The 19,061-nt window shown below is 68.8% G+C and carries 20 protein-coding genes; 11 read left to right on the top strand and 9 right to left on the bottom strand.

All coding sequences use genetic code 11. From position 1 onward, the window contains the following. The first annotated feature begins 11 nt into the window (after positions 1 to 11). The 7 genes from AB0H76_RS34495 to AB0H76_RS34525 are packed head-to-tail and all read left to right on the top strand — an operon-like array spanning position 12 to position 8,037. Positions 12 to 932: an ABC transporter permease gene (locus AB0H76_RS34495; protein ID WP_357331266.1), complete on the top strand. Its 921-nt coding sequence runs from the start codon at positions 12 to 14 to the stop codon at positions 930 to 932. After that, positions 929 to 1,798, top strand: a complete 870-nt coding sequence (locus AB0H76_RS34500; protein ID WP_357331267.1) for an ABC transporter permease — start codon at positions 929 to 931, stop codon at positions 1,796 to 1,798. The genes AB0H76_RS34495 and AB0H76_RS34500 overlap by 4 nt, the downstream gene beginning before the upstream one ends. Next, positions 1,795 to 2,805, top strand: a complete 1,011-nt coding sequence (locus tag AB0H76_RS34505; RefSeq protein ID WP_357331268.1) for an ABC transporter ATP-binding protein — start codon at positions 1,795 to 1,797, stop codon at positions 2,803 to 2,805. Before AB0H76_RS34500 ends, AB0H76_RS34505 begins: the two co-directional genes overlap by 4 nt. Further along, complete coding sequence (locus tag AB0H76_RS34510; protein ID WP_357331269.1) at positions 2,802 to 3,788, top strand: ABC transporter ATP-binding protein; 987 nt, start codon at positions 2,802 to 2,804, stop codon at positions 3,786 to 3,788. The genes AB0H76_RS34505 and AB0H76_RS34510 overlap by 4 nt, the downstream gene beginning before the upstream one ends. 30 nt (positions 3,789 to 3,818) lie before the next feature. After that, positions 3,819 to 5,336: an ABC transporter substrate-binding protein gene (locus AB0H76_RS34515; RefSeq protein WP_357331270.1), complete on the top strand. Its 1,518-nt coding sequence runs from the start codon at positions 3,819 to 3,821 to the stop codon at positions 5,334 to 5,336. 8 nt (positions 5,337 to 5,344) lie between these two features. Next, positions 5,345 to 6,574 carry an amidohydrolase family protein gene (locus tag AB0H76_RS34520; RefSeq protein ID WP_357331271.1) on the top strand — a complete coding sequence of 410 codons (1,230 nt, stop codon included), beginning with the start codon at positions 5,345 to 5,347 and terminating at the stop codon, positions 6,572 to 6,574. Then, a complete protein-coding gene (locus AB0H76_RS34525) occupies positions 6,571 to 8,037 on the top strand; it encodes a chlorohydrolase family protein (RefSeq protein ID WP_357331272.1) in 1,467 nt (488 codons plus the stop codon). Before AB0H76_RS34520 ends, AB0H76_RS34525 begins: the two co-directional genes overlap by 4 nt. Before the next feature lie 176 nt (positions 8,038 to 8,213). On the opposite strand, the gene AB0H76_RS34530 is transcribed toward AB0H76_RS34525, so the two are convergent. After that, on the bottom strand, positions 8,214 to 8,495 hold the full coding sequence (locus AB0H76_RS34530; RefSeq protein WP_357331273.1) for a hypothetical protein: 282 nt from the start codon (positions 8,493 to 8,495) through the stop codon (positions 8,214 to 8,216). A gap of 246 nt (positions 8,496 to 8,741) precedes the next feature. On the opposite strand from AB0H76_RS34530, the gene AB0H76_RS34535 reads away from it, so the two are divergent. Beyond that, positions 8,742 to 9,719, top strand: coding sequence for an AraC family transcriptional regulator (locus tag AB0H76_RS34535; protein ID WP_357331274.1), 978 nt, complete (start codon positions 8,742 to 8,744; stop codon positions 9,717 to 9,719). Between the two features lie 2 nt (positions 9,720 to 9,721). On the opposite strand, the gene AB0H76_RS34540 is transcribed toward AB0H76_RS34535, so the two are convergent. Beyond that, positions 9,722 to 10,066 carry a cupin domain-containing protein gene (locus tag AB0H76_RS34540; RefSeq protein ID WP_357331275.1) on the bottom strand — a complete coding sequence of 115 codons (345 nt, stop codon included), beginning with the start codon at positions 10,064 to 10,066 and terminating at the stop codon, positions 9,722 to 9,724. Between the two features lie 52 nt (positions 10,067 to 10,118). Here AB0H76_RS34540 and AB0H76_RS34545 point away from each other — a divergent pair, with 52 nt between their 5' ends. Next, positions 10,119 to 10,355 carry a hypothetical protein gene (locus AB0H76_RS34545; protein ID WP_357331276.1) on the top strand — a complete coding sequence of 79 codons (237 nt, stop codon included), beginning with the start codon at positions 10,119 to 10,121 and terminating at the stop codon, positions 10,353 to 10,355. Here AB0H76_RS34545 and AB0H76_RS34550 read toward each other — a convergent pair. From AB0H76_RS34550 to AB0H76_RS34575, 6 genes are all read right to left on the bottom strand, one after another. Then, positions 10,333 to 11,571 (bottom strand): FAD-dependent oxidoreductase, encoded by a 1,239-nt coding sequence (locus AB0H76_RS34550; protein ID WP_357331277.1) that lies wholly within the window; start codon positions 11,569 to 11,571, stop codon positions 10,333 to 10,335. The genes AB0H76_RS34545 and AB0H76_RS34550 overlap by 23 nt on opposite strands. Continuing rightward, positions 11,564 to 12,151: a TetR/AcrR family transcriptional regulator gene (locus AB0H76_RS34555; RefSeq protein WP_357331278.1), complete on the bottom strand. Its 588-nt coding sequence runs from the start codon at positions 12,149 to 12,151 to the stop codon at positions 11,564 to 11,566. The genes AB0H76_RS34550 and AB0H76_RS34555 overlap by 8 nt, the downstream gene beginning before the upstream one ends. A 93-nt stretch (positions 12,152 to 12,244) precedes the next feature. Then, the gene (locus tag AB0H76_RS34560; protein ID WP_357331279.1) at positions 12,245 to 12,823 is read right to left on the bottom strand and encodes a GDSL-type esterase/lipase family protein; all 579 of its coding nucleotides are present in this window, start codon (positions 12,821 to 12,823) and stop codon (positions 12,245 to 12,247) included. Between the two features lie 106 nt (positions 12,824 to 12,929). After that, the gene (locus AB0H76_RS34565; protein WP_357331280.1) at positions 12,930 to 13,487 is read right to left on the bottom strand and encodes a hypothetical protein; all 558 of its coding nucleotides are present in this window, start codon (positions 13,485 to 13,487) and stop codon (positions 12,930 to 12,932) included. A gap of 6 nt (positions 13,488 to 13,493) precedes the next feature. Continuing rightward, complete coding sequence (locus tag AB0H76_RS34570; RefSeq protein ID WP_357331281.1) at positions 13,494 to 14,630, bottom strand: family 1 glycosylhydrolase; 1,137 nt, start codon at positions 14,628 to 14,630, stop codon at positions 13,494 to 13,496. Positions 14,631 to 14,684: 54 nt separating this feature from the next. Next, positions 14,685 to 15,716, bottom strand: a complete 1,032-nt coding sequence (locus AB0H76_RS34575; protein WP_357331282.1) for an AraC family transcriptional regulator ligand-binding domain-containing protein — start codon at positions 15,714 to 15,716, stop codon at positions 14,685 to 14,687. A 153-nt stretch (positions 15,717 to 15,869) separates the two neighbouring features. Between AB0H76_RS34575 and AB0H76_RS34580 the strand changes: the two genes are divergently transcribed. After that, positions 15,870 to 16,862 carry a porin PorA family protein gene (locus AB0H76_RS34580; RefSeq protein WP_357331283.1) on the top strand — a complete coding sequence of 331 codons (993 nt, stop codon included), beginning with the start codon at positions 15,870 to 15,872 and terminating at the stop codon, positions 16,860 to 16,862. Further along, a complete protein-coding gene (locus tag AB0H76_RS34585; protein WP_357331284.1) occupies positions 16,859 to 17,797 on the top strand; it encodes an ROK family protein in 939 nt (312 codons plus the stop codon). The genes AB0H76_RS34580 and AB0H76_RS34585 overlap by 4 nt, the downstream gene beginning before the upstream one ends. Positions 17,798 to 17,844: 47 nt before the next feature. On the opposite strand, the gene AB0H76_RS34590 is transcribed toward AB0H76_RS34585, so the two are convergent. Then, positions 17,845 to 18,966: a CaiB/BaiF CoA-transferase family protein gene (locus AB0H76_RS34590; protein WP_357331471.1), complete on the bottom strand. Its 1,122-nt coding sequence runs from the start codon at positions 18,964 to 18,966 to the stop codon at positions 17,845 to 17,847. Positions 18,967 to 19,061: the final 95 nt, after the last annotated feature.

Here is a 19,061-nt window from a genome sequence, read left to right on the forward strand (position 1 = left end):
AGAGCTCGAGTTTGGCCGTCTACCTTCTGCGCCGCCTGATCCAGGCGGTGATCACCGTCTTCGTCGTCGTCTCGCTGGCCTTCGTGCTCGGACGGCTCACCGGCAGTCCGGCGGCGTCGCTGCTGCCCGATACCGCCAGCGAGGCGGACATCGCGGCCCTGAACACCCAGCTCGGTTTCGACCGGCCGCCGCTGACCCAGTACTTCGACTATCTGGGCGGGGTGTTCGGCGGCAGCTTCGGTGACTCGTACCGGCAGCAGGGCACCTCGTCGATGACGATCGTGCTGGAGCGGCTGCCCGCCACCCTGCAACTCGGCGCGACCGGATTCCTGATCGGCCTCGCCCTCGCGTTCTGCGCCGTGCTGACCGTGCACCTGAGCGGCTTCTGGTCGCTGCGCGGCCTGCTGCTCGGTCTGGGTGCGGCCCGGCTCGCGGTGCCGGACTTCCTGTTCGGGCTGCTGCTGGTCCTGGTGTTCTCGGTGTCGCTGGGCTGGCTGCCGTCGCTGGCGGGCCCGAATCCGCTCTCGATCGTGATGCCCGCGGTGACCATCGCGACCGCCCAGTTCGTCGTGTACTCCCGGCTGCTCGACAATTCGCTCACCACCGAGAGCGGGCAGGACTACGTGCGCACCGCCTACGCCCGCGGCGAGCGGCGCTCGACCGTGCTGCTGCGCGAGATCCTGCCCAACGCGCTGCTGCCCGTGCTCACCGTCTCGGGCATCAATCTCGGCACGCTGCTGGGCGGCCTGGTGATCGTCGAGGCGGTGTTCGCCTGGCCGGGGCTGGGCCAATTGATGCTCACCTCGGTGTTCAGCCGCGACTTCCCGGTCGTCCAGTCCGGGCTGGTCGTGATCGCCACCCTCTTCGTCGTCGTGAATCTCTGCGTCGACGTCCTGTACGGCTTCGTCGATCCGAGAGCGAGAGTCCGATGATCCCTGCCCCGCGAAATATCTTCGCGCTCACCGGTTTCGCGATGATTCTCGTAGTCGCGCTGTTCTCCCTGCTGTATCCGCTGCTGCCCGGGTACGACCCGTACGGGCAGGAGCTGGCGCAGGCGTTCACCCGGCCCTTCACCACCGGGCACTATCCGCTGGGCACCGACTCCCTGGGTCGGGACCTGGCCAGCCGCCTGGCGCTGGCCGGCCGGATCACGCTGCTGCTCGTGGTGATCATCGTGGGCGTCAACGCCGCCATCGGGGTCGTCATCGGCACGGTGTCCGGCTACTTCCGCGGCCCGCTCGACAGCGCGCTCATGGGTTACGCCGATGTGCAGCTGGCGGTGCCGATGAGCTTGGTGCTCATGGCGCTCTCCGCGCTGCGGGGGCCCAGCGTCGGGTTGATGGCCACGATTCTGGGGCTCACGTTCTGGGTCGGGTATGCCCGCGTCGCCCGCTCGGTCGCACTCGGTTTGTCGGCGCGCGATTTCGTCATCGCCCCGCGACTGCTCGGCGCCCGCTCGACCTGGGTGATGCGCAAACACGTTGTCCCGCATGTGCTCGTTCCCGTCGGCATTCTCGCCGCCGCCGATCTCGGAAATGTGATCATCATGATCTCCTCGTTCGACTATCTCGGTCTCGGAGTCCAACCACCCACGCCCAGTTGGGGACTCATGATCACCGATGGGCAGAAGTATGTGCGCCAGGAGCCGTATCTGACGATCGTGCCCGCCGTCGCGCTGCTGCTGGTCATCGCCGGAACCCTGCTGGTCAGCCAGCGATTCACGAATCAGGGGCCGGGACTGCGCCGCACGACCCGGCTGCGCCGCACCGAGCCGTCCGCGAAGGTGGTGGCGGCATGAGCGACGCGCCCGTGCTCGAGGTCACCGATCTGACCGTCGGCTACATCGCCGAGGACGGCACCCGGGTCGTGCTCGTCGATGCGGTCAGCTTGCGATTGGACGCGGGCGAAGTGCTGTGCCTGGTCGGCGAATCCGGCTCCGGCAAATCGGTGACCATGCTCGCCGTCCTCGGACTGCTCACCCCGCCGCTGACGGTCTTCTCCGGCAGCATTCGCTTCCGCGGCCGCGAACTGGTCGGTGCCGACGACGAGACCCTGCGGCGGCTGCGCGGCGCGGAGCTCGGCATGGTGTTCCAGGACCCGATGACCTCGCTGAATCCGGTGCGACGGGTGGGCGTCCAGATCGAGCGCGCCCTGGCGATCCATCAGCGCCTGGATGCCCGCACCCGCAAACGCCGGGTCGTGGAACTGCTCGCGGATGTCGGTATTCCGCAGGCGGCCCGCAGATCTCGCGCCTACCCGCACGAGTGGTCCGGCGGTATGCGCCAGCGCGCGGTGATCGCGATGGCGATGGCCAACGATCCCGCGGTGCTGATCGCCGACGAACCGACCACGGCCCTGGATGTCACGATCCAGGCCCAGCTGATGGCGGTCCTCGCGGCGGCGCGCGCCCGCAGCGGCGCCGCGATGGTGCTCATCACCCACGATCTCGGGCTCGTCGCCCAGCACGCGGACCGGGTCGCGATCATGTACGCCGGACGGGTCGTGGAGACCGGCACCGTGTGGCAGATCTTCGACGACGCCGCGCACCCGTATACCCGTGGCCTGCAACGGAGTCTGCTGGGCCAGGCGCAGGCGGGCGGCCGCGCCTACGCCATTCCGGGGTCGCCGCCGGCCGCGGCCGCCCGGCCCGCGGGCTGCGCGTTCGCGCCGCGTTGCGAGTTCGAGGGCAAGGACAGCGCGTGCGAGGCGGCCGCGCCCGTTCCGCTCGCGTTCGGCGACGGCCGCACCCTCGCCTGCCCGCCCGTGCTGGCGAGCGCGCTGATCAGTCAGGACGCCCGGCTATGAGCACCATGATCAAGGAAACGACCGAGGCGGTCATTCAGGTCGAGGACCTGGCGGTGACCTTCCCGATCCGCCGCGGCCTGCGGGGCAAGCGCACGCTGCGCGCGCTGGACGGGGTCAGCTTCGAGGTGCGCCGCGGCGAAACCTTCGGCCTGGTCGGCGAATCCGGCGGCGGCAAGTCGACGCTGGTCCGCACGCTGTTCGGCATCAACACACCCAGCGCCGGTTCGGTGCGCATCCTCGGCCACGAGCTGCGCGCACTGCGCGGACGAGAGCAGCGGGCGCTGCGCAACCGGGTGCAGCTGGTCTTCCAGGACCCGTACTCCTCGCTCGACCCGCGGATGACCGCGCACGACATCGTCGCCGAACCGCTGCGCGTCGTCGGCGGCTACTCCCGCGACCGCGTCGTCGAACTCCTGGCCCAGGTCGGTCTCGGCGAGGACGCGCTGACCCGCCGCCCCGCGGCCTTCTCCGGCGGCCAGCGCCAGCGCCTGGGCATCGCGCGAGCGCTGGCGCTGAATCCGGAGGTGCTGGTGCTGGACGAACCGGTCTCGGCGCTGGACGCGTCGGTGCAGGCCCAGGTGATCAACCTGTTGCAAGACCTGCAGGACCGGCTCGGCCTGTCCTATCTGTTCATCGCCCACGACCTGTCGGTGGTGCGGCACCTCGCCGACCGCGTCGCCGTCATGCACCTGGGCAAGCTCGTGGAGGTGGGTGCGACCGAGGAGGTCTTCACCAGCCCCCGCCACCCGTATACCCGCGCGCTGATCGCCTCGGCCCCGCAACCCGATCCGCACCTGCGTGGGCGGCCCGCCGCCGAACTGGTCCGCGGCGAGATGCCCGACGCGGCGGACCCACCGAGCGGGTGCGCCTTCCGCACCCGGTGCCCGACGGCGAAAGACCTTTGCGCACAACGGGAACCGGCGCTGGAGCCGATCGGGCCCAGCGGCCGCACGGTGGCCTGCCATTTTCCCGTGCCCCACTGATTTCGCACCACTGATGATTGAGGAAACACTGTGAAATTCACGAAACCCGCCGCGCTGGCCGTGCTCGCCGCCGCGCTGCTCCTGACCGGCTGCGCGCCGGCGGGGAGTTCGAGTTCGTCGACCAAGGAGATCGTGGTCGGGGCGGTGACCGAACCCGAGAAGATCCCCGACCCGATCCTGGATGGATCGCTGGCCGGATACAACTACTACTTCGCCGCTTTCGATCAGCTGGCCCGCTTCGACCCGGCCGGCAAGATCACCCCGCTGCTGGCGACCAAGTGGGAGCACAACGACGATTTCACCCGCTGGACCTTCACCATCCGCGAGGACGCGAAGTTCCACAACGGCGAGCCGGTGCGGGCCGCCGACGTCGCGTTCACCTACAACACCATCAAGGCCAATCCCACCGGTGACCCGGCGTCCTACATGGAGATGTTCGAATCGGCCGCCGTCGGCCCGCAGAACACGGTCGTCTTCACCTTGAACGCCGCGTATTCGGCGTGGCCCACCATCGTCACCGGTGTCTCGATCGTGCCCGAATCGGTCTACACCAAGCTGGGTTCCGCGGGCTTCGCCGCCGCGCCGGTCGGCTCCGGCCCGTTCGTGTTCGACCATTACACCCGCGGTGTCGAGTACGTGCTCAAGCGCAATCCGAACTACTGGGGGACTCCGGCCGAGATCGAGAAGGTGACCTTCAAGACCGTGGCCGACGCCGACGCCCGCCTCAACGGCGTGCAGTCCGGCAGCCTGGATATCGCCCTCGTCGCACCGAATCAGGTTGCGGCGGTGTCGGGTTCGGCGAGCGTCGCGGTGCAGTCGATGACCTCGAACGGCGTCACCTTCCTCGGCATGAACTCCTCGACCGGTCCGCTCGCCAATCCGAAGGTGCGCGCGGCGATCGGGCTGGCCATCGACCGGGAGGCCATCGTCAAGACCGTGCTGGCCGGCAAGGCGACGGTCGACAATCAGCTGGTGGCGCCGAACGTGGGCGGCTTCAACCCGAATTACCCGGCGGCACAGCATGATCTGGCCAAGGCCAAGCAGCTGGTCGCCGAATCCGGCTACACCGGGCAGCCGATTCCGTTCCAGTACGCCACCAACGGCCGCATCCCGCTGAGCTCGGAGATCGCGCAGGCCATTCAGGGCGACCTCGCCAAGGCCGGTCTCACCGTCACCCTGCAGGGCACCGACCAGGCCAGCCTGTCGCAGATCATCTACGGCAAGAAGGCGGTGGCGGGCCTCTACCTGAACACCTACGCACCCTCCACCATGGACGGCGACGCGCCGGTGTCCTCCATGTTCGGCGGCCAGCAGAACGACTACGCCATGCTCCCGGCCACCAAGGCCCTGGTCGCCAAGACCCGCACCGTCAGCGGGCAGGCCCGGATCGACGCCTACAGCGAACTGTTCCGGCTCAACGACGCCCAGACGCTGCTGATCGGCCTCTACACGCCCGATACCAGCTACGCGGTGGATCCGGCGCTGAGCTGGACGCCGCGCGCCGACGGCATGATCACCGTGCACACCGCGAGCTTCGGAAAGGACTGAACACTCCGATGAACAACCTGCTGATCAGCAAGGTACGTCCGTGGGGCGGGGAACTGGTCGACATCGTCGTGACCGAAGGCGTGATCTCCGAGATCGCCCCGGCCGCCGACGATCCCGGCCCGGGTCTGGAAGGCGGCGGCCGGCTGATCCTGCCCGCCCTCTCGGATGTGCACCTGCACCTGGACTCCAGCTGCCTGGGCCTGCCGGTCCGCCCGTACACCGGCGAGCCGGGCCGCTGGGGGCGGATCATGAACGACCGGAAGAACTGGCGCACCGCCGAACGCTCCGTCGCCGAACGTGCGACTTTCACCCTGGCCGTGGCAATTGCCAACGGGGCCACCCGGATTCGCACGCACGCCCAGGTGGATGTCGACTCCGGGCTGGAGAAGTTCGAGGGTGTGGCCGCGGCGCGGGAACGCTACGCCGACGTGGCCGACGTGGAGATCGTCGCGTTCCCGCAGGTGGGCATCCTGCTCGAGGCCGGATGCGCGGACCTGCTGGACGCGGCGCTGCGCGCGGGGGCCGACCTCATCGGCGGCATCGATCCGTGCGAGATCGACCGTGACCCGGTCCGGCACCTCGACGTCGTGTTCGATCTCGCCGAACGCCATCAGGTCGGCGTGGACATCCACCTGCACGAAGCCGGCGAACTCGGCCTGTTCACCACCGCGCTCATCCTGGATCGGGTCGAGGCGCTGGGAATGCAAGGGCGGGTGACGATCTCGCACGCCCGCAGCCTCTGTAGCGGACTGCCGGGTGTGCCCGCCGCGATCGATCGGCTCGCCGCCGCCGAGGTGGCGATCACGCACGCCGCCGGGTCGCGCGGCTGGGAACTGCCCCTTATCGCGCTGGCCGAGGCCGGGGTGCGGGTCGGGGTCGGCATGGACGGCCAGCGTGACTTCTGGTCGCCCTACGGCAACGGCGACATGCTCGACCGCGCCTGGCAATTGGCGTTCACCAACGGATTCTCCACCGATCAGGAGATCGAACACGCGCTTGCGGTCGCCACCTGGGGTGGCGCGGGAATCCTGGATCGCGGCCTGCGCCCGCTGGACCGGCTCGGGCTGCACCCCGGCTTCGCCCCGGGTGACCCGGCCGAGTTCGTGCTCGTCGACGCGCCGAGTCCCACTGCGGCCGTGATGGATCGGCCCGGCGCCCGCACCGTCGTCCATCGCGGCGCGGTGGTCTCGGTCGACACCGATCTGGACGGTTTCTCGATGCCCGGCCGGTGCGAATGAGTACGACGCTGCGGGCGGATCACGTGCTCGCGCACGTGGCCGGTGAGCACGTGTTGCTCGCGGACGGTGAGGTTGTCGTCGAAGGACAGCGCATCGTGTTCGTCGGACCGCGCGGTGCCGGCCCCGCGGCCGTGGAGACCATCGAGCTCGGCCCGTCCCTGCTCGTGCCCGGTTTCATCGACCTCGACGCGCTGACCGATATCGACCACACCCTGCTGGACTCCTGGCAATCACCCGAACTCGGGCTGGGCCTGCAGTGGTCGCGCGATTACGCCGAGCATCGGCGGCGCGCCGTATTCGACGCGGAGGAGCGTGCTTTCATCCGCGAGTACGGCTTCATCCAACTGCTGCGGCACGGCGTGACGACGGCCATGCCGATCGCCTCAGAGGTGCACAGCGACTGGGCCGAGACCTATCAGGACGCCGTCGCCATGGCCGAAACGGCCGAAGGTCTCGGCCTGCGCGTCTACCTGGGGCCGAGCTACCGTTCCGGCGTCAATGTGGTCGACGACGACGGCACCCGTTCGCTCTACTGGAACGAGAAGCTGGGGATCGAGGGCTTCGAGGACGCCGCCCGGTTCCTGCGCTGGGCGGCGGAGCGGGATTCGGATCTGGTGCGCGGCGCTCTGCTGCCGTGCCGGATCGAGACGCTCAGCGAAGACCTGCTGCGCCGGACCGCGGCGCTGGCCGCCGAGTCCGGCGTCCTGGTCCGCCTGCACGCCCTGCAAGGGCTGCTCGAACGCGACCTCGTCCTCGCGCGGTTCGGCGCGCCGCCGATCAGCGTTCTGGAGCGCACCGGTCTGCTGGGCCCGAACCTGTTGATACCGCACGGGATCTACGTCGACTCCCATCCGCGCGTGGACGCCGACACTGACGACGACGTCGCCATGCTGGCGTCCGCCGGGGTCGCCATCGTGCACTGTCCGCTCACCTCGGCGCGGCACAGCTCCGCCCTCGACAGCTTCGAGCGCTACCGCGCGGCGGGCGTCACCCTCTGCCTCGGCACCGATTCCTACCCACCCGATCTGGTGCGCGGCATCGACACCGGCGTCACCGTGGCGAAGATCCTCGCCCACCGCGCCGACGCGGCGACCTACGCCGACTATCTGTCCGCCGCTACCCTCGGCGGCGCCACCGCGCTCGGGCGACCCGATCTGGGCCGGCTCGAAGCGGGCGCGACCGCGGACCTGGTCGCCTTCCACCTCGGCGACCCGCTCGATGGTGTGCTCGACGACCCGGTGCGCACACTCTGTATGAACAGCACCGCGCGTGCCGCGACCTTCTCGATGATCGGTGGTCGAATCGTCATGCGGGACAGCCGGATTCCCGGTGTCGATCTCGCCGCCGTGGCCGAGCGCGCGCAAGCGCTGTTCGATCGCATGCGCGCGGCCTACGCCGAGCGGGACTATCTCGGCCGGGCTACCGAAGACCTCTTCCCGCCCTCGTTCCCGAGGGTCGGATAGCGGTCAGGCGCCCCGGGCGGTCTCGCCGCGATCCTCGCTGCCCACCTGGCAGGTCTGTGGATCGGGCGGGGCCGGTCGCCGCTCGGGTCTTCGATAGTCCTCCGGCCGTCTCGCGTTATCCGAGGCCGGTCGCCGACCGGGTATCCGCCAGTCGGTGCGCCGGACAGTTGGATTGCTCACCCACTGCAGCTGAGTATCGGCGGATCCATCGCCGGTACGTCCACGGACGCGCGGCCGATCGCTGTTTTGAGCCAGCGGCGTGCGCGGTCGGTCAGCGCCCAGTTCTGCTCCGGTCCCGCGCCGGTCTGCTCGACCAGGCCCGATCGAATCAGGGAGGCAAGCGCTTTGCGGATCACCTTCGTGTCGAGGTGCGTCACCGACTCGAAACCCCGCATGCACAGTGGTTGCGAGCCGGCGTGCAGGGCCGCTAAGACACGGCCCTCGTTGATGGTTGTCATCGTCGACTTCCTTCCCTCGCCGCCGGGGCGGCGCGATCATGCGGGAGCATGGTTCGACCGTAAGAACCCGGGGCGCGGCGATCAACGGATACGCGCGGATTGGCTAGGACCGCTCGGGCCCAGCGTCGTTTTCCGGACAGAACCGCAAGGGATTTCGTCGCTTGGACGGATTTGTCCCCTCTCCGGTGCGGCCCGGCGGATACTGGGGGCCGAATCGCGTTCTGCCAGCCGAAGAGGGTTTCCGCTATGACCGAGCATCGGATGATCGAGGCGCGCCGGGAGGAACTGTCCTCCCGGGACGCCGAAGAAGCCGTTGCGTTCGTGACCGAGATGTACGCCGACAACGCGCTGCGGTTCTGGGAAGCCCCACCGCGCAGCCGGGTCCGTACCTGCGCGACGGTCTGGGGCGAGGTCATCGCCACCGAGATCCGCAGCACGATCGGCTACAGCTGCCACATCGCGCCCATCGAGGACCACATCTACTTCGAGCGGTCCCTGCGCGGGCGGGCCCGGTTGCGCGGCGGCGGCCACGACTTCCAGCAGCATCGCAACGATCTCGTGGTGTTCCCGTTCGGGGTGCCGATCCTGGCCGATTGCGACAGCCACGACGTGAACCTGCTGCACATTCCTTACCACATGATCACCGAACTGGCCGCGCAGTCCGGCCTCGATCGCGCTCCCTTCCGGTTCACCTCGCTGGAGCCGAGAGACGCACGCAGCGAACGGTTCTGGGGTCGGTTGTTCGATCTGACCCACCACGAACTCAGCGCGCCCGGCTCGCCGGTGCTGACCGAACTGGTGGTGCAGAATCTCACCCGCACCCTGGCCGCGGCGGCGCTGGCCGTCTTCCCCAACACCACCATGGACCGGCACCTGGAGCCCGGCCCGGGCGCGGTGCAGACCTCGGCGGTGCAGCGCGCGGTGGACTACATCCACGCCAACCCCGCCCGCCCGATCACCGTCTCGGAGCTGGCCACGCACGCCGGAACCAGCGTGCGCGCCCTGCAGAACGCCTTCCGTCTGCACCACGACATGACCCCGCTGGAGTACCTGCGCCGCGTCCGGCTGGACCGCGCCCGCAACGATCTGCTCGCCGCCGAGCCCAGCGACGGCTACACCGTGGCGGTCGTGGCCGCCCGCTGGGGCTTCACCCACCCCGGCCGCTTCTCCCAGCTCTACAAACAGACCTTCGGGCACTCTCCGAAGCGGGAACTACGGCGCTGATCTCAGTCGGTGCGCCGGGCCAATCGGGTACCGCGACGCGGCCCGATCGACATCAGATCGCTGGGCTCCTCCAGTTCCAGACGGTGCCAGCGGCCGCGCGGGACAACGCAGGCGTGGCCGGCGGTCAATCGCACGAGATCCGCTGTCGCGCGGTCGTTTTCCGGCCGTAGATAGAGCCGGGCGGCGCCGGTGAGGACGCTGACCAGTTCGTCGCCCGCGGGATGCATCTCCCACATGTCTGCGTGCACGTCGGCATCGGTTTCGACGTGGAAGGTGGCGATGGTCCAGCCGTCCAGGTCGCCCTGCATGCGGCGTTCCTCGGTCAGTAGCCGCCCGTCGGTCAGCAATCGTACGCCGCGATGGCCGCCGCGAGCACCATCAGCACGGCGGCGATGCCGAGTGCGACGCCAGCCCGAAGATCACCAGGCCGCCGACGAACAGCCGCCGGCGCCCGAAGACATCACCCGCGCGCCCACCCAGGAGCAGAAATCCGCCGAAGGTCAGCGCGTAGATGTGCACGACCCACGGCAGATTGCCCTGGGCAAGCGCTACGTCACCGCGGCCGCCCGGGACACCTACGAGCGCGGACTGCGCGCCTTGGTCGCGGGCCTGCTCACGCCTCCGGCGCGGGAGTGAATTCCGTTGGCGTGGTCGCCGGGTCGATGCTTTCGGGGCGGACGCCTAGTCCGATGAAGCGGCCCATGGCATAGCGCAGGGGCGGTAATGCGTTGAAGGCGCGGAAGATCCAGGGCTGGTGCGGGGGAGTGCCGGTGTCCAGGGTCTTCGGATAGAGGTCACGCAGGATGGCGACCTGGAAGGCCTGGGTCAGCCGGACGGGCAGTTCGCGCCGGGACTGGACGCGGCGGAGGTCGCCGGTGGTGAGGGTGCCCGCACGCAGGCGCGGTCCGAGGATGTTCGCGGTGGCGACCGCGTCCTGGATGGCCAGGTTGATTCCGACGCCGCCCGCCGGGGACATGGCGTGCGCGGCGTCGCCGATGCACAGCAGGCCCTCACGATACCAGGTGGTCAAGCGGTCGACACGGACCGAAAGTTCGTGCACGGCAGTCCAATCCGACAGCTCGTCCACGCGGTCGCTCAGCGCGGGGGCGAGTACCGATATCCGCCGGCGCAGTTCGGCGATACCGAGCTCTTGGAGTTCGGCGTAGGCGCCGGCGGGGATCGTGTAGGCGATCTGCCAGTAGTCGCCGCGATCGATGGCCACCATCGCGCCCTTGCCGCCCTGGAAGAACTCGACCCGGTCGGCTTCCCTGCGGGACAGGCGAAACCACAGCACGTCCATCGGCGGCGAACTCGCCGCCAGCGGTAGTGCGCTGCGCTTCCGGACGGCGGAGTGCCTGCCGTCGGCGCCGACCACCAGATCCGCCCGGACGGTGATCGGGCCGTCCGGCGTCTGCGCCCGCACCCCTCGGACCGCTGTCCCCTCGATGATCAAGTCGGTGACCTCGGCCCGCCGGAGCAGCTGAAAGCTCGGGTAGGCAGTGGCTTTCGAGACCAGGAAGTCGAGGAAGTCCCACTGCGGCAGGAACGCGATGAACGGGCTGCGCACCTTCAAGCGCCGGAAGTCGGCGAGCACCACCGGCTTGCCGCCCACCGCCGCGGTGACCCGGTCCATCCGGGAATGCGGAAGCCGATGGAACTCGTTGAGCCAGCCCAGTTCCGCGATCAGCTCCTGCGTGGACGGGTGGATCGTGTCGCCGCGGAAGTCGCGGAGGAAATCGGCGTGCTTCTCCAGCACCGTCACCCGGATGCCCTGCCTGGCCAGCAGGAGTCCGAGCATCATTCCGGCGGGGCCGCCCCCGACCACGCAGCACGTGCGCACCTGCTCAGTCATGGAAATCGCCCTCGCGCACCAGGGTGCCGAGCAGCACGATCCGCACGAGTTCCCCGGCATCGATCGGGGTCGCGGTGCGCACACCCATCGCCACCGTGGCGAACAGCGCGGTCGCCGCCACCTCGGCGTCGTGCGGCCGCAATTCCCCCGCCTCGGCGCGGGAGCGCAGATAGTCCGCCAGCATCGCTCGGCCGTCGCGAACGAAATCGCCCATGGCGGCGTGGATCTCGTCATTGGACCGGCTCGCCCCGAAGAACAGCTCGACCAGCTGCGCGTTGTCGGCGAGGACCTGCTGAAAGCCGCCGACCACCAGCGAAAGCACCTCGGTCGCGGGCTTGTCCGCCGCCTCGGCCAGCAATTCCCGCAGCCGCGGCCCGAATCCCCGTTCCCGCAGCACCGTCGTGACCAGATGGGTCTTGGACTCGAAGTAGTGATAGACGAGGCCGGGAGTGACCCCCGCCTCGGCCGCGATGTTCTTGATCGACGCGCCGTCGACGCCCTTGGCGGCGAAAACCGCGAGGGCCGCGTCCATCAAGGCCGTACGGCGCTGCTCGGCCTGTTCGTCCCGGGTAGTGCCCATGTCACCTCATTGATTAAACGTTCATTCAATGAAATGACGATAGGTCACCGCCGTGGGCCGCGCAACCGCTGAAAACGGTTGGCGGGTAATGAATCAGGCGAGTATGTCGTCGACGATCGGGCGTAGCAGCTGGACCCAGGCGCGGTATCCGGCGCCGTTGAGGTGCAGGCCGTCTTCGGTCAGTTCCGGGCGCAGCGTGCCCTCGGGCGTAGCCAGCACCGGCCACAGGTCGAGGTAGGCGACGTTCGCGCCGACGGCGTCGACCAGTTCGCGGTAGCGGTGATTGAGGTGGATGACCTCTTCGCGGTAGGCCAGGGCTCTGGGCATGATGCTCTGCACGATGACAGAAGCGCCGGGTGCGTGAGTCCGGATGGCGTGCAGCATCTTGCGCAGGTTGTCGACGATGTCGGCGGTCGGCACCGCCCCGGTGAGGTCGTTCGTGCCGATCAGCAGGAAGACCGCCGTGGGCTCGTTGAGCGCGTCCTCGATGCGCAGCAGCACCTGCGCGGTGGTTTCCCCGGCGACGCCGCGGTTGACGATGGGTGCGCCGGGAAACCATTCGCTCCAGACGCCGAACTCGGTAATGCTGTCGCCCAGGAAGAGGATGCCGCCGGGCGGTACGGGCAGTGCCGCCAGTTGGGTGCGGCGTGCCTGCTGGAGCGGGACGAGCACCCGCCGTATCAGCTGTCGTAGGCGTCGGCGCCAGCACGCGCGAAAACGATTGGTGCGGCTCGGAAATCGGTGCGCGGCGGCGGTGCGGCGCGTATTCAGCGGGTAATCAGGCATCGCGGGGCACCAGGTGCCGCACGAGGCGTTCGATGTCGGCGAGGATGTCGGTCTCGGGGTCGCGCAGCCACTGCACTTGCAGGCCCTCGAGTGCGGCCACGAGGATGCGCGGCAACCAATCGTCCTCGCTCTCGCTCAGGCCGAGCACAGTGCGCAGCCGGACGCGCATCCGCGCGTCACGGGCGGTGAAGAATGCGTAGGCGGGGTGTTCGGGGTCGGCGGCCGCCACCATCATGTCGACGAAGAGCTTGACCTCGCCCGGGGTTTCATAGGTGCGGCGCAGGGCCGCGAAGATGCCCGTCCAGCTGGTCAGGTCGAAGGATTCGCCCGCGACGTCGTCGCGCGCCTGGAGTACCGCGACCAGCATGTGGTCCTTGCTGTCGAAGTAGTGCAGCAGCCCGGCCTCGGTCAGGTCGAGCGTGTCCGCGATCTGTTTCAGCGACGGCGGCTGGTGATCGGCCCGGCCGTAGGCGGCCAGCGCCGCGTGCAGGATCTCGGTGCGCCTGGCCAGGCCCTTGGCGTACGGACCCCGTCGAGTGCGAGGGGGCATGGACGGCTACCAGTCCGTCGTGGCGATGATGTCGCGGTAGGTCTCGACCGCGTCGGTCGGCACGCGGGTCAGCGCCGGGTCGCCGACGGCATCCACCGAGTACAGGCCGAAACGCGGCCGGTACCTGCCCCATTCGTAGTTGTCGGTGAGGCTCCAGTACAGCAGGCCGATGATCGGCACCCCGCGCTCGCGCGCCCGGCCGACCGAGGCCACGACGTTGGACAGCTGCCGGCTGCGGGTCAGGCCGTCGGCGCGGGGCTTACCGTCGTCGGTCGGCATCCCGGACTCGATGATGAAGATCGGCAGATCCGGGTATCGCGCCGCGTAATAGCTTGCGACAGAACCGATTCCGTCGGGTGGCTGCGGAATATTCCACGGCGTGCCCTGAACCAGCTGCTGGATGCCCTCGATATCGATGTCGGGGTAGTAGACGTCGAGTCCGAGGAAATCGAGGTAGCCCTCGGCCACCTGGTCGAGGAACGCCGCGTCGGCCTGGATGCGCATGGCCTCCGGCATATTGCCGGTCGCCTCGTTGCTCGATACCTGCGCCGCGGGATAGGTGTTCTTGATGGCGGTGTACGCCTGCCGATGCGCCACAACGAGATTGGCGGCCATGGTGGCGCCCTGCTCGGGGGACAGGCCGCGCATCGCGGTTTCCATCAGGACGTTGAACGAGGGCTCGTTGAACACCAGCCACCACGGGCAGGCGCCGAGTTCCTCGACCGCGGTCCGCGCGAAGGCCAGGAAGTGGTCGATCGTGGACTCCGCCACCCACCCTCCGTCGTCGAGAACCCATGCGGGATAGACGAAATGGTCCAGGGTCGGCATCGGCTCCAGCCCGGCCTCGCGGATCGCGGCGACGACATCGCGGTAGAAGGCCCAGCCCACCTCGGAGCGCTGCCCGCGCGCCGGTTCCACCCGCGCCCAGTTCACACCGAACCGGAAGACCCGCACGCCGAGGCCCTTCGCGAGCGCGATGTCCTCGCGGTAGCGATGCCGGAAGTCGACGGCCTCCAGGTAGGGCTCGCGCTCCGGATGTTTCCCGTCGCTGAGGTAGACCTGCCAGTTGCACGGCGGTAGATCGCCCTCGGATTGGAACGCCGAACCCGCCACTCCCCAGCGGAAACCACCTGTTGATCGCACCGTTGCCGACCTCTCCTCGGGGCGGCCGTCGCGGCCGCCCAAAACCTAGGGTAGCTAGGTTTTGGGATCTGGTCCAGGTCGCCGGCGCTGATACGACCCCGGCGAGCTCCCGGTCCAGCGGCGGAACGCGCGCGAAAACGCGCTGGGCTCGGAGAAACCGAGCCGGCGGGAGAGCGCGGCGACGGTCTCCTCGCCGCGCAGCAGGCTCGCGACGGCCGCGTCGCGCAGGATCTGCTCGCGGATCTCGCGGGGGCTGGTGAGTTCCTCGTGCAGGCGGCGGCGCAGAGTCTGCGGGCTCATCAGGAGTTCCCGCGCGATGTCCGCGACCCGGGGCCGGCCGTCGGCGCGACCGTATTCCAGAATCCGCCGGACCTGTGCGGCCAGGGAGACCGAGTAGTCGCGGACGCCGATGATGCCCGCCGGGGCGCTGCGCAGGAACGCCAGCAGCTCGTCCTCGGTGCGCACGGGCGGCAGATCCAGCTGCTGAGCATCGAAGACCAGCACCGGCGCCGAAGCCGAAAAGCGCACGGGCGCACCGAAGACGGCGTCGTAGTCGTCGAATTCGGGGTCCCGCGGATGCGGCACTTCGAGTCGCCGCAGCCGTATCCGCTCGCCGACCGTCCACCCGAGGAAGCGATAGGTCATGGCGAGCAGGGCGTCGGTCATCGTGCCCATCGGTTGTGCCACGCCGCTGATATCGAAGGTCAACCGCGCTTCGTCCGCGGTCTCGGTGAGCCTGATCGGCGGGAACCCGGGCAGTGAGCGCTCGAAGCTCTCGAACCGCCGCAGGGCCGAGCGCAGGTCCGGCGCGCTGCCCAACCCGAAGCAGATCATCCGGAAGGTGCCACGCGGCACCGGGCCCGGCCCGAGGCCGAGCAGTTCGTCGTCGGTGGTCCGCCACAGGTGCCGGACCAGCTCGCCGGCCTGCGCCCAGGTAAGGACCAGATCCCCCGCGGGGGACCGGACCGGCGTGGTCCCCGCCCCGGTCAGGTGATCCGGCACCGTCCAGCCGCGCACCCGCGCCAGTTCCGTCAGGGCGCGCATCCGTGCGATCGGCAGGGTGGCCGTGGCATCGGAGGGGAGCACGTGGCCGAACCTACCAATCCGGACGACGGCCCGGATCGAGGGTGAGCGTTTCGGTCAATGCGCAGGAAGGTTCGGTCATCGCAGGGGTCCGGTCGGGCTCCCTACCGTCGAACCAGTTCCGGATTCCGCTTCCACGCTGTCGAAAGCACCCTTATGAACCGACGTACATCGACGTACATCTACTGTGCCGGCGCCGTAATTCTCGCCGGATCGATCCTGGGCAAGTTCGTCGGCATGCCCGAACTCGCCGAATTGCCCGCCGATTTCACGGGCACCGGCGTATTGACCGGATCCATCCAGACGCACATCGATCCGAACAACGTGGCGCAACCCAAACCTGTGGACGTCGAGCGAACCGTCTCGGTGATCGCGGTAAAGGGAAATCGCGCGATCATCACGATGAAATCGAAGACCTACCCGCATCCGCGTGTGGACGGCGCGGCGCCGTCCCTGACCGACTCGCACACCTATGCCATCGATCGCCGGACCATGCGGCAGGTGGCACCCTTCGGCTACACCCGCGTCGAAGACCAGCAGGGTGGTGTGACCTTCGCGCTACCACCCGGCGAGGAGGGCGGCGACCAGACGCTCTACGACACCTACACGCGATCGGCGCAACCGCTGAACTATCAAGGGCCGGTGACGTTTCACGGGCGCTCCGGGCTCCGGAACGTCGTCGACGCGACCGGTGAAATCGCGGACGAAGGCCTGCGGGGCAAGTTGCAAGCGCTGGTTTCGTTCCGCTTCCAGGGTGACGGAAACACCGTTCCGAAGGCGGCGCTCGTCGCGTTGGGGGTACCGGCGGAAAAGCTGGACTCGTTACCCGAGGCACTGCGAGTCGATTATCGGGTACACAACCGAACGGAACTGATCAGTGACAAGCGTTTCGGCGTGATTATGAATATCGATACAGTGCAATCTACGTCGATATCCATCGAGGACGCCGCCGAATTGGGGTTGGGTGAGATTCCCCTGACGGTCACGAAGGTTTCCAGCAGCGACGCCGCGGTGACGACGACCTTGGAACGGTTGAATGACAGCGAGCGCAAACTGCTCCTCGCCGATATCGCACTCGGGATCGCCGCCGCCCTGGGTGCTGGGCTGATCCTCTTCGGGATAGCCGGATCGCGCCGGGAACCGAAATGAATTCCGGCCGCCCTGCTGCCGTGCTGGCGATCGACATCGGCGGTACCAAGACGGCGGCGGCGATCGTCGACGCCGACGGCACCGTGTCCAGCTACTACCGGGAACCCACGCGATCCACCGCGGCAGAGCTGTGGGCCGGACTCGGCACCCTGCTGGACAAGGTGCTCGCCGACTTCGGCTCGACCCCGGACGGGATCGGCATCGGTTGCAGCGGACCGATGAACTGGTCCGATGGCACCGTCTCACCGCTGAATATTCCGGCCTGGCAACAGTTTCCACTGCGTAGGCGACTGTGTGACCGGTTTCCGGGCATACCGGTGCGCCTGCACAACGACGCCGTCTGCGTCGCTGTCGGCGAGCACTGGAAAGGCGCCGTGCAAGGCGCCGGGAACGTGCTCGGCATGGTCGTGTCGACCGGTGTCGGGGGCGGGCTGATTCTCGGCGGCCGCCTGGTCGACGGGGCGTCCGGCAACGCCGGCCACATCGGTCACGTCGTGGTGGAACCCGACGGACCCGTCTGCACCTGTGGTGGCCAGGGCTGCGCGGAAGCCATCGCCAGCGGCCCCGCTGTGGTGGCCTGGGCGCAGGCGCAGGGTTGGCGCAGTAGAACGCGAGCCACCGGAGTCGAACTGTCCGAAGATGCCCGCCGCGGCGACCCGATCGCGCTGGCCGCACTGCACCGCGCCGGTCGGGCACTGGGCGTCGCCGTCGCGTCCGCCGCGCAACTGTGCGACCTGGATCTGGTGGTGATCGGCGGCGGACTTTCCCAGGCGGGCCCGCCGCTGCTCGACCCACTCGAAACGGCGCTGCGCAAACACCTGCGCATGGAATACGCACAGCACTTCCGGGTCCTGCCCGCTCGGCTCGGTCAGCGATCCGGATTGGTTGGAGCAGCCGCGCTGGTTCTGTGTGAGCAGTACTGGTCCGGCGTCTAGCGGCAGGGGCCGCCATCGCGAAGACGGCGGCCCCGAATCCGCTGCCGTCAGCCGGTGACCCGTGCGATCGCGTCTGCGTCTACTCCCCAGTCGGACAACAGGGTTCGGATCTGTTCAGGATCTTTGGACAGCCCGGCCGGGACGGTGGTGGCGGCGCGGCTGAAGCGGGGAGCCGGGGCAGGCTGGCGGACACCGTCGATTTCGATGAAGGCGCCGCGGGCCCGGTTGTGCGGATGCTCGTGCGCTTCCCAGGGGCTCAGCACCGGGCTCACGCAGGCGTCGGAGTCGGCGAACAGCCGCGCCCACTCGTCGCGCGGCCGCTCCTTGAACTTCGCGCCGAGTACCGCTTTGAGGCGGGGCCACCCGCCGGGGTCGTGCTGGAACGGCAACTCCGGGTCGTCGATCCCGAGAACGGTGAGAAGTTCGGCGTAGAACTGCGTTTCGACGCAGCCGACGGCGACGTGCTTGCCGTCGGCGCACTCGTAGGTATCGTAGAAGGCCGCGCCGCCGTCGAGCGGATTCTGCCCGCGCGGGGCGTTCCAGAGGCCCACGTTGTGCATGCCGTGCATGAACGCGGTGAACAGCGCGGATCCGTCGACCATCGCCGCGTCCACCACCTCGCCCTTGCCCGACTGGGCCCGCTCGTACAGTGCGGAGATCACCCCGAGCGCCAAAAGCATTCCGCCACCGGCGAAGTCGCCGATCATATTGGCCGGTGGTACCGGACGTTCGCGGCCGACCAGGTCGAGTGCGCCGGAGATGGCGATGTAGTTGATGTCGTGCCCGGCGCGGGGCGCGAGCGGACCGTCCTGACCCCAGCCGGTCATCCGGCCGTAGATCAGGCGGGGATTGCGGGCGGCGAGATCGCGCGGCCCGATGCCGAGGCGTTCGGCGACGCCGGGCCGGTAGCCCTCGACGAACACATCGGCCTGCTCGATCAGCGCGTAGAGCGTTTCCCGGTCGGCCGGGTCTTTGACGTTCAACGCGATGGAGTGCTTGCCGCGGTCCAGCGGACCCGCCGGCGGGGTGAGGCCCGGAGTCGGTGCTCCGCCCCGATCGATGCGCAGCACCTGCGCGCCCAGATCGGCGAGGATCATGCAGCCGAACGGCGCGGGCGCGAGCCCGGCCATCTCGATGACTTTGACGCCCTGTAGTGGTCCCATGTCGATTCTCCTACAGGCTCTTCGCGATGCGGGTCGGCAACTGGCGTGCGAGATCTCGCAGCGCGTCCAGGTTTTCGTACATCCACGGCGATCGATGCAGG

The sequence above is a fragment of the Nocardia sp. NPDC050712 genome (assembly GCF_040654295.1).
In the GTDB taxonomy this organism is placed as follows: Bacteria; Actinomycetota; Actinomycetes; order Mycobacteriales; family Mycobacteriaceae; genus Nocardia.

Bases quoted from the DNA above. Each gene is read 5' to 3' on its own strand.
- AB0H76_RS34520 (WP_357331271.1), top strand. From the start codon at position 5,345: ATGAACAACCTGCTGATCAGCAAGGTACGTCCGTGGGGCGGGGAACTG.
- AB0H76_RS34580 (WP_357331283.1), top strand. From the start codon at position 15,870: ATGAACCGACGTACATCGACGTACATCTACTGTGCCGGCGCCGTAATT.
- AB0H76_RS34530 (WP_357331273.1), bottom strand. From the start codon at position 8,495: ATGACAACCATCAACGAGGGCCGTGTCTTAGCGGCCCTGCACGCCGGC.
- AB0H76_RS34510 (WP_357331269.1), top strand. From the start codon at position 2,802: ATGAGCACCATGATCAAGGAAACGACCGAGGCGGTCATTCAGGTCGAG.
- AB0H76_RS34550 (WP_357331277.1), bottom strand. From the start codon at position 11,571: ATGACTGAGCAGGTGCGCACGTGCTGCGTGGTCGGGGGCGGCCCCGCC.
- AB0H76_RS34525 (WP_357331272.1), top strand. From the start codon at position 6,571: ATGAGTACGACGCTGCGGGCGGATCACGTGCTCGCGCACGTGGCCGGT.
- AB0H76_RS34505 (WP_357331268.1), top strand. From the start codon at position 1,795: ATGAGCGACGCGCCCGTGCTCGAGGTCACCGATCTGACCGTCGGCTAC.
- AB0H76_RS34555 (WP_357331278.1), bottom strand. From the start codon at position 12,151: ATGGGCACTACCCGGGACGAACAGGCCGAGCAGCGCCGTACGGCCTTG.
- AB0H76_RS34535 (WP_357331274.1), top strand. From the start codon at position 8,742: ATGACCGAGCATCGGATGATCGAGGCGCGCCGGGAGGAACTGTCCTCC.
- AB0H76_RS34565 (WP_357331280.1), bottom strand. From the start codon at position 13,487: ATGCCCCCTCGCACTCGACGGGGTCCGTACGCCAAGGGCCTGGCCAGG.
- AB0H76_RS34585 (WP_357331284.1), top strand. From the start codon at position 16,859: ATGAATTCCGGCCGCCCTGCTGCCGTGCTGGCGATCGACATCGGCGGT.
- AB0H76_RS34500 (WP_357331267.1), top strand. From the start codon at position 929: ATGATCCCTGCCCCGCGAAATATCTTCGCGCTCACCGGTTTCGCGATG.